Genomic DNA, 13,208 nt, shown 5'->3' with positions numbered 1-13,208 from the left:
CTCCTTGGTTTGGTAAAATAATATTACCAATTTGTCAGTATGGCAAGTTCCGACTTCCGGAAGTACTGTCACGGCCATGACCTGGATTGACCGCGCCGCTCTGTTTGCCCCTTTGGATTTTGCCGCCATAACGCTGATGATGGGGGCCTGGCTGTGCCTTGGGTGGATGATCGAAAACCCGTCGCCAAAGAAGCGGTCAGTGGCCTTGATGATGGATGAGTATCGCCGCGACTGGATGCGCGAGATGGTCACACGCCAGCCAAGGATGTTTGACGCGCAGGTCGTGGCCACGATGCGGCAAGGCAGTACCTTCTTTGCCTCGACCACGATGATTGCCATCGGTGGTGGCCTGGCCCTGCTGGGCAATACCGAGCGTCTGGCCGGTGTCGCCAGTGATCTGGCCATCGGCAGCTTTCCAGCCCTGGTGTGGGAGATCAAGATACTCGCCGTCGTCCTGCTGCTGGCCAATGCCTTTCTGAAATATGTCTGGGCGCATCGTCTGTTCGGCTATTGCGCGGTACTGATGGCCGCGGTCCCGAATGAGCCCGAAAATCCCATCGCCTATCCCCGCGCCACGCAATCGGCCGAGATCTGTGTCACCGCCGCCCGCAGCTTTAACCGCGGGCTGCGCTCTACCTATTTCGCACTGGCCTTGCTTGCATGGTTTCTGGGGCCACTCGCGTTGATCGTCGGCACAGTTATCACTGCAGGCCTGCTTTACCGACGCGAATTCGCCTCGCAATCCCGCGCGATCTTGATGGCGCAGGTTGGCAACACGCAGTCGTGACCCCATGCCATCGCCGTGGCGTTGACGCCCGGCTCTTGGTTCTTACTTTTTGCCAGCAGGTTTTCATGTGGGTCGAAGCGAGCTTTTGGTCAACACGCAACGATTGTCCGATCTGAGTCCTGAGCAGCCGAGTAGCATTATCCTTGCCGACAAGATTTGACAGTTAACTCAAATCTGCCAAGATGCTTCAAATTTTTTAAAGAAAGATAGTTCCAGGAAAAAAGTGTTCGTAGGCATAGCAATAACTTTGTTGACTTCGATGTCACCGGCCTTGGCTCAGGATATCGCGGCAGGGTCCAGACTTACGGTAACTTCCGACTGGCACTCAAAGAACGGAGGGCCTTACAGTCCGCAGATCGTATCTTGTAAATCCAACAGTGGTTTGTGCTTGCGAGACACTAATACTTCGCCGGCAAACAATCCGATGACAAAGACCAAGAACGGTCTGCAGGTCGTCTTCAAGGAATTCGGGGTCGTTTATTTGTTCAAGCCCAGTGGAAAGGGTACTTTTCACGACATGAACGGTAAACAAACTGGCAAGTTCAAGTGGTCTCAGTAGCTTGAGAATCGAACGCTCAATTCGTGCTCTAGACACGCTCCGATAACTGTCTGTTTCACCTTGCATAGCTTGCATTAAAAATATGCTTCCAAATATAAGCCTTGCTGCAGTGGGCAATTCCATAGACTTCGGCCGGGAGCTGATTCTATTAGAGCGAAGCTCTATACCGCCAAGAGTTTAGGGTCGAAACATGCGATATGTGATTCTCTGCACCTTTCTGGCCAGCCCCACCCTAGCCGATCCGCCAACGATCGAGCAGGTCAACGCCTCGTCCAGCGGTGGCAGTTGGCGTTTCGACGTGACGATCCGGCATCCGGACACCGGATGGGATCACTATGCCGATGGCTGGCGTGTGCTGGATATGGACGGGAATGAGCTGGGGATGCGTGTGTTGCATCACCCGCATGAGACGGAACAGCCCTTTACCCGCTCGCTGGGCGGGGTGGCAATTCCTGATGGTACATCTCAGGTCCAGATACAGGCCCGTTGCAGCGTGGATGGCTGGGCAGACGAAACCATTGTTGTGCCGCTGAACTGACCTCAGAATACGCCCAACGCCAGCCCTGCGGCCATCGCCTGCCCCAAGTCGCGGCATGTCTGCAGCGCGTCTTGGGGGATGCGCTTTTCGGCTAGGATTGCTTCGGGCGTTTGTGCGTGGGTGCATATGATCAGAGGGGGCTGGACCTCTTTCAGCCGCCAACCGGTTGCGATCCGGGCCGTCTGGCGCGCGGCGTTTTCGCCGTCTGACCCGGCACAGATCATCTGGGCATAGGGGCGACCTTCGATGCGACCAAGAACCGGATAATAACAGCGGTCGTAAAACTCTTTCATCACGCCCGAAATCGCCGCCAGGTTTTCGGGTGCGCAGAAGATATAGCCATCTGCGGCCAGCAGATCTTGGGGTCCGGCCCGCTCTGCGGGCTTCAAAACGGTGTCGGCCTCATCGTGCGCACCTTCGGCAGCAGCTTCGGCCATCTGCCGGGCGCCGCTGGTGCGTGAATGGTAAACGATCAATAGCTGCGCCATGTCAGACCCGGTGATAGGGACCGCCCGACAGGATGGTTGCGGCCCGATAAAGTTGCTCGGCCAGCATCACACGGACCAGCATGTGGGGCCAGACCATGGACCCGAAAGAGATGGAGAAATCCGCTTCGGCGCGCAGATCAGGGGCTATTCCGTCGGCACCGCCAATGATCAGCGCCAGATCCTGCCGCCCCGCATCGCGCCAACCGCCCAGCTTTTGGGCAAAATCGGGCGAGGACATCACCCGCCCCCGTTCATCAAGCGTGCAGATTACGGTGCCTTTGGGCAGCGCCTTGCGCAGCAATGTGGCCTCGGCCCCAATCCCTGCGTTTTTCTTGTCTTCGACCTCGATCACCCGCGCAGGCCCAAGGCCCAGCGCGCGGCCGGTCCGATCAAATCGGGTCAGGTAATCATCAAGCAGGGACTTTTCGGGTCCGGCGCGCAATCGCCCGACCGCAACTATGCTGATCCGCATATCTCTCTCGCCGCCGACCCGTTAATGCAGGCCGGGATAGCGCCTCAGTTCGCCGAGGCGCTGCCGCCCGCAGGCTGCCACATCTTTTCCAGCTGATAGAATTCACGCACTTCGGGGCGGAAGATATGAACGACCACGTCGCCCGTATCGATCAGCACCCAGTCGCCAGCATCCTTGCCTTCGACCTTCGAGGTGAATCCGAATTCCTGCTTGATGCGATCCGTCAGCTTTTCCGCCATGGCCGAGACCTGACGGGTCGACCGACCCGAGGCAATGACCATGTGATCCGCGACGGACGACTTGCCCTGCAGGTTGATCTGCACGACGTCTTCGGCCTTGTCATCGGAAAGTGAGGAAAGGATACGTTCAAGCAGCTTGTCGCTGATTGACTGAGAGTGGGCCATCATATTGGCCCCATCTTCGGCGGGCAAACCCGCCTGAGTGTGTAGAGACAGGACATAGTCCTCCTTTGCTGCGCGCCATGATATCCCGGCGCCGGGGTACTAATAAGGTAGCAAGGAGATTGCAACATTTCAATGAACACAGACCAAAGGGTCGCAACGATTGCTTAGTCGGTGGCAAGCTGTTGCGCATCCGTGTCGTCATTCAGCACGCGCACCTCTCGCTGCGGGAATGGGATCGAGATGCCTTCGGCCTGAAACGCGTCCCACAGCGCCAGATAGACATTGCCCCGTATATTGGTCAGCCCTTTGGTCGGATCGCTGATCCAGAATCGCAGCACGTAATCCACGCTGCTGTCGCCGAACCCCGTAATGTGGCAGACCGCGTCATGTCCGCTGCCACTGAGCACACGCTCGACAGATTTAACCGCATGGATGGCCGTTGCCCGCACATTATGGGGGTCATCCGTGTAACTTGTGCCAAATGTCAGATCCAGCCGTACGAACCGGTCCGAATGCGACCAGTTCACCACCTGATTGGTGATCAAATCCTCGTTCGGGATCAGGTATTCGCGCCCATCCCGCGTTACCACCGAGACATAGCGCGCGCCCAGCGCGTTGATCCAGCCAAACGTGTCGCCCAGCGAAATCACATCACCCGGTTTGATCGACCGATCCATCAGGATGATGATGCCCGAGATCAGATTCGACACCACTTTCTGCAAACCAAAGCCGATGCCGACACCAATGGCCCCCGACAACAGCGCAATACCCGTCAAATCAAAGCCCAGCGTCCGAATGGCGGCCATGAAGACGGCGCCATAGATGACGACCTGTAATCCCTTGGCCAACAAGACCTGCATTGACGGCGAGATATCGTCATTGCGTTTGAGGCCACGTTCAGCAGCACCGGTGCCAAGACGGGCCAGCGTCAACAACACGCCAATCAGCAAAAGCGCCTTGAGGATGCCCAGCGCCGAGAGGTGCAGATCCCCGATCGAGATCGCCACCCCATCCAGAAACCCAGCGACGTCATCGGTCAAGTTCAGCGCAATCAGCGTCGCATAAGCCCACATTGCCCATTTGAAAATTCGCCGCAACGTCCGGTTTCGGACCAGACGGGCCACTAGCGCAATCGCCAGCCAGGCGGTCGCCAATGTTGCCACCACCCCGATGATATAGCTGCGCGATGGCCACGTGATCTGCTGCATCACCAGATACAGCATCCAGGACAGCGTGACGAAATAGACAAGCGTCAGACGTTGCATCAGCTGGATCAGCGTGCGCAACCGCCATTTGGGCCAACCAGAGCGGGCACGGGCCCAGGCCTCCCATCGGCCCTGCGTAACCAGCTTCAACACATAGGCCAGCGCCCAGAGACCCAGGATGATGACCAGCTGATGTTGACGCCAGCCCGGTGTAATGACCAGATCGACCAGTCTATCGAATTGCAGGGAAAAGGCCTCGATCATGGTCTGATACAGATCAGACAGCGAACTGGGTATCAGGTCTGGGTTCATGCACGTCTCCTGCTTGCCAGCTTGGACAGCGTTGACGCATGATGCAAGCCCGTCGCCGGATTGCGCCTTGATTGACGGACTGACGCGATATATCTGATGCGCATGAGACTCAATCTGACCCCAGCACCTACGTTGCAAGACCGCACGCGACTGCGTGAGCGGTTCTTTGGGGCCGCCCGCACGGTTCTGGCCCGCCTATAAGCGGCGTCCAGCCACTCGCCAGCTAAATCTCAATACATACGGGAGAGGACCGATGTCCCCCAAAACACTCTATGACAAGATCTGGGATGCCCATGTCGCGCACGAAGCCGATGATGGCACCTGCCTGCTGTATATCGACCGTCATCTGGTTCACGAAGTGACCAGTCCGCAGGCCTTTGAAGGGCTGCGCATGGCCGGCCGCCCGGTGCGCGCACCGGAAAAGACCATCGCGGTACCGGATCACAACGTGCCCACCACGCCGGATCGCGTGAACGGCATCGAAAACCCCGAATCGCGCATTCAGGTCGAGGCACTGGACAAGAACGCCAAGGATTTCGGCATTCACTATTACCCGGTGAATGACGTTCGCCAGGGCATCGTACATATCGTTGGCCCGGAACAGGGCTGGACCCTGCCCGGCATGACCGTTGTTTGCGGCGACAGCCACACCGCTACCCATGGCGCGTTTGGTGCTCTGGCCCATGGCATCGGCACCTCTGAGGTCGAGCATGTTCTGGCCACGCAGACCCTGATCCAGAAGAAATCCAAGAACATGAAGGTGGAAATCACCGGCACACTGCAGCCGGGCGTGACCGCCAAGGATATCACTCTGGCCGTGATTGGCGAGACCGGTACCGCCGGCGGCACCGGCTATGTCATCGAATATTGCGGCGAAGCGATCCGCAATCTGTCGATGGAAGGCCGCATGACCGTCTGCAACATGGCCATCGAAGGCGGCGCCCGCGCCGGCCTGATCGCCCCGGATGAGACCACGTTCGAATATGTCAAAGGCCGCCCACACGCGCCGAAAGGGGCCCAGTGGGAAGCGGCGATGGACTGGTGGAAAACGCTGTTCACCGACGAAGACGCGCATTTCGACAAGGTCATCACCCTGCGCGGCGAAGACATCGCGCCGGTCGTCACCTGGGGCACCAGCCCCGAGGACGTGCTGCCGATCACTGCATCCGTGCCTCACCCCGAGGATTTCGAAGGCGGCAAAGTCGACGCGGCCCGCCGGTCGATCGAATATATGGGTCTGGAAGCCGGTCAGAAGCTCAGCGACGTCGAAATCGACACCGTCTTTATCGGGTCCTGCACGAACGGCCGCATCGAGGACCTGCGCGCCGCTGCCGAGATTCTGAAGGGCAAAAAGATCAAGGACGGGATGCGGGCGATGGTTGTGCCCGGTTCAGGCCTTGTCCGCGCGCAGGCCGAGGAAGAAGGTCTGGCCGAGATCTTCAAAGAGGCCGGGTTCGAATGGCGTCTGGCGGGATGTTCCATGTGCCTTGCGATGAACCCCGACCAGTTGCAACCGGGCGAGCGCTGCGCCGCGACCTCGAACCGCAACTTCGAAGGCCGTCAGGGCCGCGGCGGGCGCACCCACCTGCTGAGCCCCGCAATGGCTGCCGCGGCGGCAATCACAGGACGGCTGACAGACGTCCGCGAGTTGATGTAAGCTGCCCTCGTAACTGGATATTTGAGGGATTTAAGACATGAGTGACTGGATCAAATGGCTCCTGATGGGGCTTCTGTCCATAGTGTTCGGCCTTTTTGTGCTGGGCGCGCCTGCAGTGGCGTCGATTGCCGTAACGGTGGTGACCGGCGTACTGCTGCTGATTTCAGGGGCATTGCAGGTGGTCGGTGGGTTCACCGTCGAGGGCACCGGCAACAAAATCCTGTCGCTTATTATGGGTGCGGTGATGCTGTTTCTGGGCTGGTCCTTCCTGGATCACCCGCTGCAGGGCACCGTGACGCTGGCGACGGTCTGCCTGATCCTGTTCATGGCAGGCGGTATCGCGCGGGTCATTTTGTCGTTCCAGATGAAAGGTACGCAGTATTTCTGGGCGACACTGATCTCGGGCGTGATGTCGATTGTTCTGGCGATGCTCATCTGGCGGTTCGCAGCAACCGATCCTGTCGTGCTGTTGCAACTGCTCGGCATCCTGCTGGGGATCGAGATGGTGTTCAACGGTCTGGGCCTGGTGTTCATGGCGCTCTTCATCAAAGACGCACCCAAAGGCGAAACAACTGAAGCGAAACAAGCTTAAACGCGGGGCATGGGCGCGGCTCTCCCCCGCAGGAGTGTAGACATGGAAAAGTTTGACAAAGTCCACGGGGTGGCCGCCCCGATGCCATTGATCAATATCGACACCGATATGATCATTCCGAAAGTGCACCTGAAAACGATCAAACGATCCGGCCTTGGCGTCGTACTGTTTGACGAGATGCGCTATCATGATCACGGCGGTGAGAATGAAGAGTTCATTCTGAACAAACCCGCTTATCGGCAAACCGAGATTCTGGTGGCCGGCGACAATTTCGGCTGCGGCTCATCGCGCGAACACGCGCCCTGGGCGATCAAGGATTTCGGCATCAAGGTTGTGATCTCGACCAGCTTTGCCGACATCTTCTTCAACAACTGCTTCAAGAACGGCATCCTGCCCATCGTGGTCGAGGAAGAACATCATGCGGTTCTGATGGAAGACGCGCATAGAGGCGAAAACGCCCGCATGACCGTGCATCTGGAAGATCAGCAGATCACCACATCCGATGGTGTCGTGATCGAATTCGAGGTGGATTCTCATCGTAAGCACTGCCTGCTGAACGGTCTGGACGATATTGGCCTGACGATGGAAAAAGACCATCACATCGAGAAGTTCGAGGATCATGCGGGCCAGGCACGCCCCTGGGTGTGATTCTGGGAACGAATCTGTTGATACTCAACTTTATGGGGACGCCACGGCGTCCCCATTCGCCTTCTTGGGGTTCTGAACGGCGAAACCACTACATATAGGTCTCGACTTGAAACACACGTCGGATTTGCGTCAAAAATGATGCAATCCCGCACCAGTTGCGCCATCATTTTGCCCAAAATTGAGTGTTTTCTGCCACCTGGCTTGAGCGAAATGTCGCTTATCGCCAATGTCGGCGGGTACAGGCACCCACCAAGGCAAAACATTGGTGAGAGATGACATCTGCTGCAACGGTAACGTGGCAGGCACAAGTTGGAATGAAGTCGGCAAAGAATCGGCTAATCCTGTTTGAAAGGGTTCGGATAGTGATTGCGCGCACAACAGGGGCGGCAATTCGGGGAATATTGGTTGCACTTTTGGTGCTGACACCCGCGTTGTACTTGCCCGTATCATCAACGAATGGGACCGAGATTGTCGTCTTTCTCGCCATTCTCGCGTTTTTCCTGACCTTCGCCGAATATAATTCGGCCTTCCCAAGCTTTATTGAATTTCGCGACGCACCACCGGTGAACCGCCTGCGCTTTGTTGGGCTGGTTTCGATGGTCGCTTTCCTGACGCTGATCTGCAAAAACGCCTATTCGCCGACAGAATTAACCTCAGGTTTTTATGTGATCGGGTTGGGCGTCGCCAATGTGGTCGATTTCCCCTATTCACCCGTGCGTCTGATCGTGTTGATGCTGCCTGTCAACGCAAGCGCGCCGCTGATCGAACTTGTTCGTATCGCTGCCAGTGTGGCCTATGTCGCAGCTATGGTCACAATCGCCAGTTTCTACTACGCGGTGAAAATGCGTGGTTGGCCCACCGGAAACGGAGCCTTCAACGTCTGGACCAATCTGCCGCTGTTCGATCCGACCAAGGGTGGCGATGTCGTTACCCGTCTGCAGCGTGATGGACGGTTGAACATCTCGATCGGCGTCCTGCTGCCGTTTGTAATCCCGGCTCTGATCAAGATCCTGACCGATTATGTGAGCCCGATCTCGCTGAACAGCCCCCAGACGCTGATCTGGACGTTGAGCGCTTGGGCCTTTCTGCCTGCTAGCATGATCATGCGAGGAATGGCGACACTGCGCATTGCAAACCTGATTGTCGAAAAACGCCGCGCCTATTCTACGACTGAATCAACACAGACCGCATGATTCGCATTTTTCTGCTGCTTTTGCTGCCATTCGCGGCACAGGCAGAGACGATACGCATAGCCACCTTCAACACCGAACTCAGCCGTAAAGGACCGGGCATTCTGCTGCGCGATATCCGGCGCGGGGATGCACAGGTTCGCGCTGTGATGCGGGTGTTGTTGGAAACCCAACCCGATATCGTTGCCTTGCAGGGCATCGACTGGGATCTCAATGGCGAAACGCTGACCGCATTCGGTGAGGCGCTGCGCAACGAGGGGCTGGACTATCCCTATCACTTTACCGCCAAGCCTAATTCAGGAATGGAAACCAGCCTGGATCTGGACGGGGACGGGCAGGCCAATGGACCAAGAGATTCCCAGGGCTATGGCGAGTTCACCGGTCAGGGCGGGCTGGCCATTCTGTCCCGGTTTCCCATAGGCCATGACGACATGCAGGATTTCTCGGGAGTACTGTGGCGCGACCTGCCGGGGGCTGATCTGCCGACGGTCGATGGCACGCCATTTCCCTCTGAAGCCGCCCAGCGCATTCAGCGACTGTCCTCGGTGGCACATTGGATCGTACCAATCGAGTCCCCGATCGGCCACCTGAACCTGATGACATTTCACGCGACCCCGCCCGTTTTCGACGGACCCGAGGACCGGAACGGGTTGCGCAATCGTGACGAAATTCGCTTGTGGAACGCTGTGCTGGACGGTGCTCTAGGCCCTGCCCCACTCGGGCCTTTCGTGATTGCTGGGGATGCAAATCTGGATCCCACGCGCGGGGAAGGCCGGAAAGAGGCTATCCAGGGCTTGCTGGCAGACCCGCGGTTGCAGGATGCAAAGCCTGCCACCCCCTCGGGGGCATTGGCCACGGTTGAGTGGAAAGCCGTCGGAGAAATGCGGGTAGATTACGTTCTGCCCTCGGCAGATCTACGCGTTGTGGATGCGGGCATCTTTTGGCCCGACACGGGCGCAGACCTGCGCGCAATCGCCGAACAGGCCAGCCGGCACCGGCTTGTCTGGGTGGACCTGGGACATCGCTAACGCTGGTCAGGCCCGGGCAGTTCTGACCAAAGTCGCTTTCTGCTTGGCTGTTTTCGGGATCGCAGAAGCCATCGCCGCGTCCAAGTCGGTCGTCTGAAATCCAGGAATAAGTTCGTCAAAGAATGCGCCGTCCAAACTATGCGGCAGATCCCATAGATAGCGCATCTCAACCAGATGTGGCGCCAACTTCCAGAAAGGCCGCAGTGCCTGAATCGGCCACCATTTCATGGGGCTGACGGCTATTTCGGCACCGGTCACCCGCGACAAGGATTGCGCAATATCCCGGCCGGTCAGGGTAAACCCGGCATAAGGAACCTCGCAGAACCGGGGAAGGTCCTGGCGGATATCAGCCAACGCAACGGCCGCTCGGGTGAGGTCGGGCAGATAGGCCCAGGCGTGTGGGATATCCGGGCGACCGGGATAAACCATCTTGCCGCGTGCCAAAGGCTTGATCATGACCTGATCGAACCAGTTCCCCGAGACGCAAGTGTCAATGAAATCACCTGCCCTGAGAAGAATCGTTCTTACCGAGGATTTTCGATAGGCTTCTTCCATCTCAACCCGGATCCTGCCCAGGGGATTTTGCGCCGCATGCGGTGTTGCACCCGACCATGGCCCCGGCGTTTGCGCGCCAAAAACATAGACATTGCCGGGAAGGATCACAGTTGCACCGTGATCCGCTGCCGCATTGATCACGTCACGATGCAGTTCGGGGACTTGTCGCGCCCAGTCCGGATAGGCCGGATTCCAGGCATTGACGACAACATCCACCCCTTCGACAGATCGCTTCAGGTCCTGCGTCTTGCGATCAAAGCAGTGTACGGTCCAGCCCGCCTCGCGAAAAGCTATTGCGGCATTGCGTCCAAACCGACCCGTCGCACCCAGAATAAGGACTGTTCCCGTCATATAAGCCTCCTCTTGTCCATCTAATATGAGCCATTCAGTTCAATTCAGGAATTGCCGCCAAACGCAGAACGTGTATTCATTTTTGAATGGACAAATCTATCACCCACTCTGACTGGTCTCTGATCCAGAGCTTTCTGGCCGTAGCGGAAACCGGATCTTTGTCTGCCGCTGCCCGGCAGTTGAACCGCAGCCAGCCCACGCTGGGTCGCCAGATCCACGCACTTGAGGATGAGCTTGGCGTCTCGCTGTTTGACAGGCATGCGCGGGGCTTGAAGCTAAGTGAAGTCGGAGCGCAGCTTTTCCCGATGGCGCAACAGATGCACGTAGCCATGAACGCGTTCAGCCTAACGGCCGCAGGCCAGTCTCAGGAATTGGAAGGGTCGGTGCGCATCACCGCGTCGGTCTTTGCCTCTCATCACCTGCTGCCGCCGATTCTGGCCCAAATACGGGCAGCAGAACCCGCGATACAACTGGAACTGGTCGCCACCGATGCCACCGAGAACCTGCTCTACCGCGAGGCCGATATCGCAGTGCGGATGTTTCGGCCGGAACAGATGGACATCATCACGAAACATCTGGGTGAAATCAGACTGTGCTTCTGCGCAAGCAGGTCCTATCTGGATCGTGCCGGCCGCCCCAATTCTAGCGACGATCTGTTGAGTCATGACCTTGTCGGGTTTGATGCGAACGAGCAGATCATTATCGGCATGCGCGAAATGGGCTGGCCCGTGAACCGGGACAACTTTGCCACACGCTGCGACTTTCAGACTGCCTATTGGGAACTGGTCCGCGCGGGCTGCGGTATCGGTTTTAGCGCCGTGAGAGTTGCCGAGGCCGACCCAGAGGTAGAGGTTTTGGACATAAACGTCGAAATCCCTGCGCTGCCGGTTTGGCTTGCCGCACCGCAGGCGATGCGGCAAACGACACGAATCCGACGAGTCTGGGATATGTTGGCCGAAGGGATAAAGGCCGATCTCTGACTGATTCACACTATCCGTGACGTAGCAAGGGCACGGAAACCCGATTTCCCGTGCAGAACCTGCGTTTAGGCCGGTTCGTCTCATTGACCCGATGCGGCGCAGGCGCTAGGGCCTTTGCTGTCAAACGCAAGGAGATCCTTCATGTCCAACCCCTCGCTCCTCATCCTGCCCGGAGACGGAATTGGCCCCGAAGTCATGGCCGAAGTGCGCCGTATCATCGACTGGTTCGGTGCGAAACGCGGCCTGGAATTCGACGTGAGCGAGGATCTGGTCGGCGGTGCCGCCTATGACGCCCATGGCAAACCGCTCTCGGACGAAACCATGGCCAAGGCGCAGGAGGCGGACGCAGTTCTGCTGGGTGCTGTTGGTGGACCCAAATACGACGATCTGGATTTCAGTCTCAAGCCCGAGCGCGGCTTGCTGCGGCTGCGCAAAGAGATGGACCTGTATTCGAACCTGCGCCCGGCACAATGCTTTGACGCGCTGGCGGATTTCTCGTCGCTGAAGAAAGACATCGTTGCCGGTCTGGATATCATGATCGTGCGCGAGCTGACCTCGGGCGTCTATTTCGGTGAGCCGCGCGGCATCTTCGAGGAAGGCAATGAACGCGTCGGCATCAACACCCAGCGCTATACCGAATCTGAGATCGAACGCGCCGCACGCTCGGCTTTTGAGCTGGCGATGCGCCGGAACAAGAAACTATGCTCGATGGAAAAGGCCAATGTCATGGAATCCGGCATTCTATGGCGCGAAGTCGTAAACCGGGTCGCTCAGGACTATCCCGAGGTCGAGCTGAGCCACATGTATGCCGACAATGGCGCGATGCAGCTGGTGCGTGCGCCCAAGCAGTTTGATGTGATCGTCACCGACAACTTGTTTGGCGACATCTTGTCCGACTGTGCCGCGATGCTGACCGGTTCACTGGGCATGCTGCCGTCCGCCTCCCTGGGCTCACCAATGGCCAACGGCCGCCCCAAGGCGATGTACGAGCCGGTCCACGGTTCCGCACCCGATATCGCCGGTCAGGGCAAGGCCAACCCCATCGCCTGTATCCTGAGCTTTGCCATGGCACTGCGCTACAGCTTCGATCAGGGGGCCGAGGCTGACCGACTGGAAGCCGCGATCGAAAAAGTCCTGGCCGATGGTGTCCGCACCGGCGACCTGCTGGCCGACGAAGGGGTCACGCCGGTATCCACCACGGAAATGGGCGACGCGATTCTGGCGGCGCTGGACGACAGCCTCTGATCAGAGGTCACACCCGAAAATAGAGGCGGCGCCAGATGCGCCGCCCATCTATAGCCGAAGGTGTGGATCACTGGCACGTAGTTTGCTCGGGCCCTTGCCACGGACGACGTTAGTCTGCTTTGAGCTGATTTCGTTGAAAAAGTCGTTGATTTCGGCAGGCTTGTTTGAGGTATCGGTTTGATTTCGTTCAGATGTCT

16 protein-coding genes are annotated in these 13,208 nt (G+C 58.0%); 11 read left to right on the top strand and 5 right to left on the bottom strand.

Annotated features, from left to right (window positions below; all coding sequences use genetic code 11):
• Positions 1 to 76: 76 nt before the first annotated feature.
• From AC2FFF_RS16000 to AC2FFF_RS15990, 3 genes are all read left to right on the top strand, one after another.
• A complete protein-coding gene (locus tag AC2FFF_RS16000; RefSeq protein ID WP_142638369.1) occupies positions 77 to 787 on the top strand; it encodes a DUF599 domain-containing protein in 711 nt (236 codons plus the stop codon).
• A 424-nt stretch (positions 788 to 1,211) separates the two neighbouring features.
• On the top strand, positions 1,212 to 1,346 hold the full coding sequence (locus AC2FFF_RS15995; RefSeq protein ID WP_271950893.1) for a hypothetical protein: 135 nt from the start codon (positions 1,212 to 1,214) through the stop codon (positions 1,344 to 1,346).
• Positions 1,347 to 1,536: 190 nt separating this feature from the next.
• Positions 1,537 to 1,884, top strand: coding sequence for a hypothetical protein (locus tag AC2FFF_RS15990; RefSeq protein ID WP_142638371.1), 348 nt, complete (start codon positions 1,537 to 1,539; stop codon positions 1,882 to 1,884).
• 2 nt (positions 1,885 to 1,886) lie between these two features.
• Here the strand turns inward: AC2FFF_RS15990 and AC2FFF_RS15985 are convergent, their stop codons facing one another.
• The 4 genes from AC2FFF_RS15985 to AC2FFF_RS15970 all read right to left on the bottom strand — a co-directional run bounded on the left by AC2FFF_RS15985 (position 1,887) and on the right by AC2FFF_RS15970 (position 4,765).
• Positions 1,887 to 2,372, bottom strand: coding sequence for a flavodoxin family protein (locus AC2FFF_RS15985; protein WP_271950897.1), 486 nt, complete (start codon positions 2,370 to 2,372; stop codon positions 1,887 to 1,889).
• A gap of 1 nt (position 2,373) precedes the next feature.
• Positions 2,374 to 2,844 carry a 23S rRNA (pseudouridine(1915)-N(3))-methyltransferase RlmH gene (gene rlmH, locus AC2FFF_RS15980; protein ID WP_271950900.1) on the bottom strand — a complete coding sequence of 157 codons (471 nt, stop codon included), beginning with the start codon at positions 2,842 to 2,844 and terminating at the stop codon, positions 2,374 to 2,376.
• A 44-nt stretch (positions 2,845 to 2,888) separates the two neighbouring features.
• Positions 2,889 to 3,251, bottom strand: coding sequence for a ribosome silencing factor (gene rsfS / locus AC2FFF_RS15975; RefSeq protein WP_142638376.1), 363 nt, complete (start codon positions 3,249 to 3,251; stop codon positions 2,889 to 2,891).
• 161 nt (positions 3,252 to 3,412) lie between these two features.
• Positions 3,413 to 4,765, bottom strand: coding sequence for a mechanosensitive ion channel family protein (locus tag AC2FFF_RS15970; protein WP_142638378.1), 1,353 nt, complete (start codon positions 4,763 to 4,765; stop codon positions 3,413 to 3,415).
• A gap of 102 nt (positions 4,766 to 4,867) precedes the next feature.
• Between AC2FFF_RS15970 and AC2FFF_RS15965 the strand changes: the two genes are divergently transcribed.
• The 6 genes from AC2FFF_RS15965 to AC2FFF_RS15940 all read left to right on the top strand — a co-directional run bounded on the left by AC2FFF_RS15965 (position 4,868) and on the right by AC2FFF_RS15940 (position 9,880).
• Positions 4,868 to 4,966, top strand: a complete 99-nt coding sequence (locus AC2FFF_RS15965; RefSeq protein WP_271950909.1) for an isopropylmalate isomerase — start codon at positions 4,868 to 4,870, stop codon at positions 4,964 to 4,966.
• 52 nt (positions 4,967 to 5,018) lie between these two features.
• Entirely contained in the window at positions 5,019 to 6,422 is a 1,404-nt protein-coding gene (gene leuC, locus AC2FFF_RS15960) for a 3-isopropylmalate dehydratase large subunit (RefSeq protein ID WP_496697309.1), read from the top strand.
• 37 nt (positions 6,423 to 6,459) lie between these two features.
• The gene (locus AC2FFF_RS15955) at positions 6,460 to 7,014 is read left to right on the top strand and encodes an HdeD family acid-resistance protein (protein WP_271950915.1); all 555 of its coding nucleotides are present in this window, start codon (positions 6,460 to 6,462) and stop codon (positions 7,012 to 7,014) included.
• Positions 7,015 to 7,056: 42 nt separating this feature from the next.
• Positions 7,057 to 7,662 (top strand): 3-isopropylmalate dehydratase small subunit, encoded by a 606-nt coding sequence (leuD, locus tag AC2FFF_RS15950; protein ID WP_142638386.1) that lies wholly within the window; start codon positions 7,057 to 7,059, stop codon positions 7,660 to 7,662.
• Positions 7,663 to 8,024: 362 nt separating this feature from the next.
• A complete protein-coding gene (locus AC2FFF_RS15945) occupies positions 8,025 to 8,855 on the top strand; it encodes a hypothetical protein (protein ID WP_142638388.1) in 831 nt (276 codons plus the stop codon).
• A complete protein-coding gene (locus tag AC2FFF_RS15940; protein WP_271950918.1) occupies positions 8,852 to 9,880 on the top strand; it encodes an endonuclease/exonuclease/phosphatase family protein in 1,029 nt (342 codons plus the stop codon). The genes AC2FFF_RS15945 and AC2FFF_RS15940 overlap by 4 nt, the downstream gene beginning before the upstream one ends.
• A 6-nt stretch (positions 9,881 to 9,886) precedes the next feature.
• On the opposite strand, the gene AC2FFF_RS15935 is transcribed toward AC2FFF_RS15940, so the two are convergent.
• Entirely contained in the window at positions 9,887 to 10,786 is a 900-nt protein-coding gene (locus AC2FFF_RS15935; RefSeq protein WP_281973547.1) for a sugar nucleotide-binding protein, read from the bottom strand.
• A gap of 86 nt (positions 10,787 to 10,872) precedes the next feature.
• On the opposite strand from AC2FFF_RS15935, the gene AC2FFF_RS15930 reads away from it, so the two are divergent.
• Together AC2FFF_RS15930 and leuB are read left to right on the top strand one after the other, a co-directional pair.
• A complete protein-coding gene (locus AC2FFF_RS15930) occupies positions 10,873 to 11,766 on the top strand; it encodes a LysR family transcriptional regulator (protein ID WP_271950922.1) in 894 nt (297 codons plus the stop codon).
• A 141-nt stretch (positions 11,767 to 11,907) separates the two neighbouring features.
• Positions 11,908 to 13,011: a 3-isopropylmalate dehydrogenase gene (leuB, locus tag AC2FFF_RS15925; protein WP_142638396.1), complete on the top strand. Its 1,104-nt coding sequence runs from the start codon at positions 11,908 to 11,910 to the stop codon at positions 13,009 to 13,011.
• The last annotated feature ends 197 nt before the right edge of the window (positions 13,012 to 13,208 follow it).

This window comes from Ruegeria sp. YTSA226 (assembly GCF_059609905.1).
The sequence above is the reverse complement of the archived record's forward strand: the minus strand, read 5'-3'. Positions and strand labels throughout refer to the sequence as shown.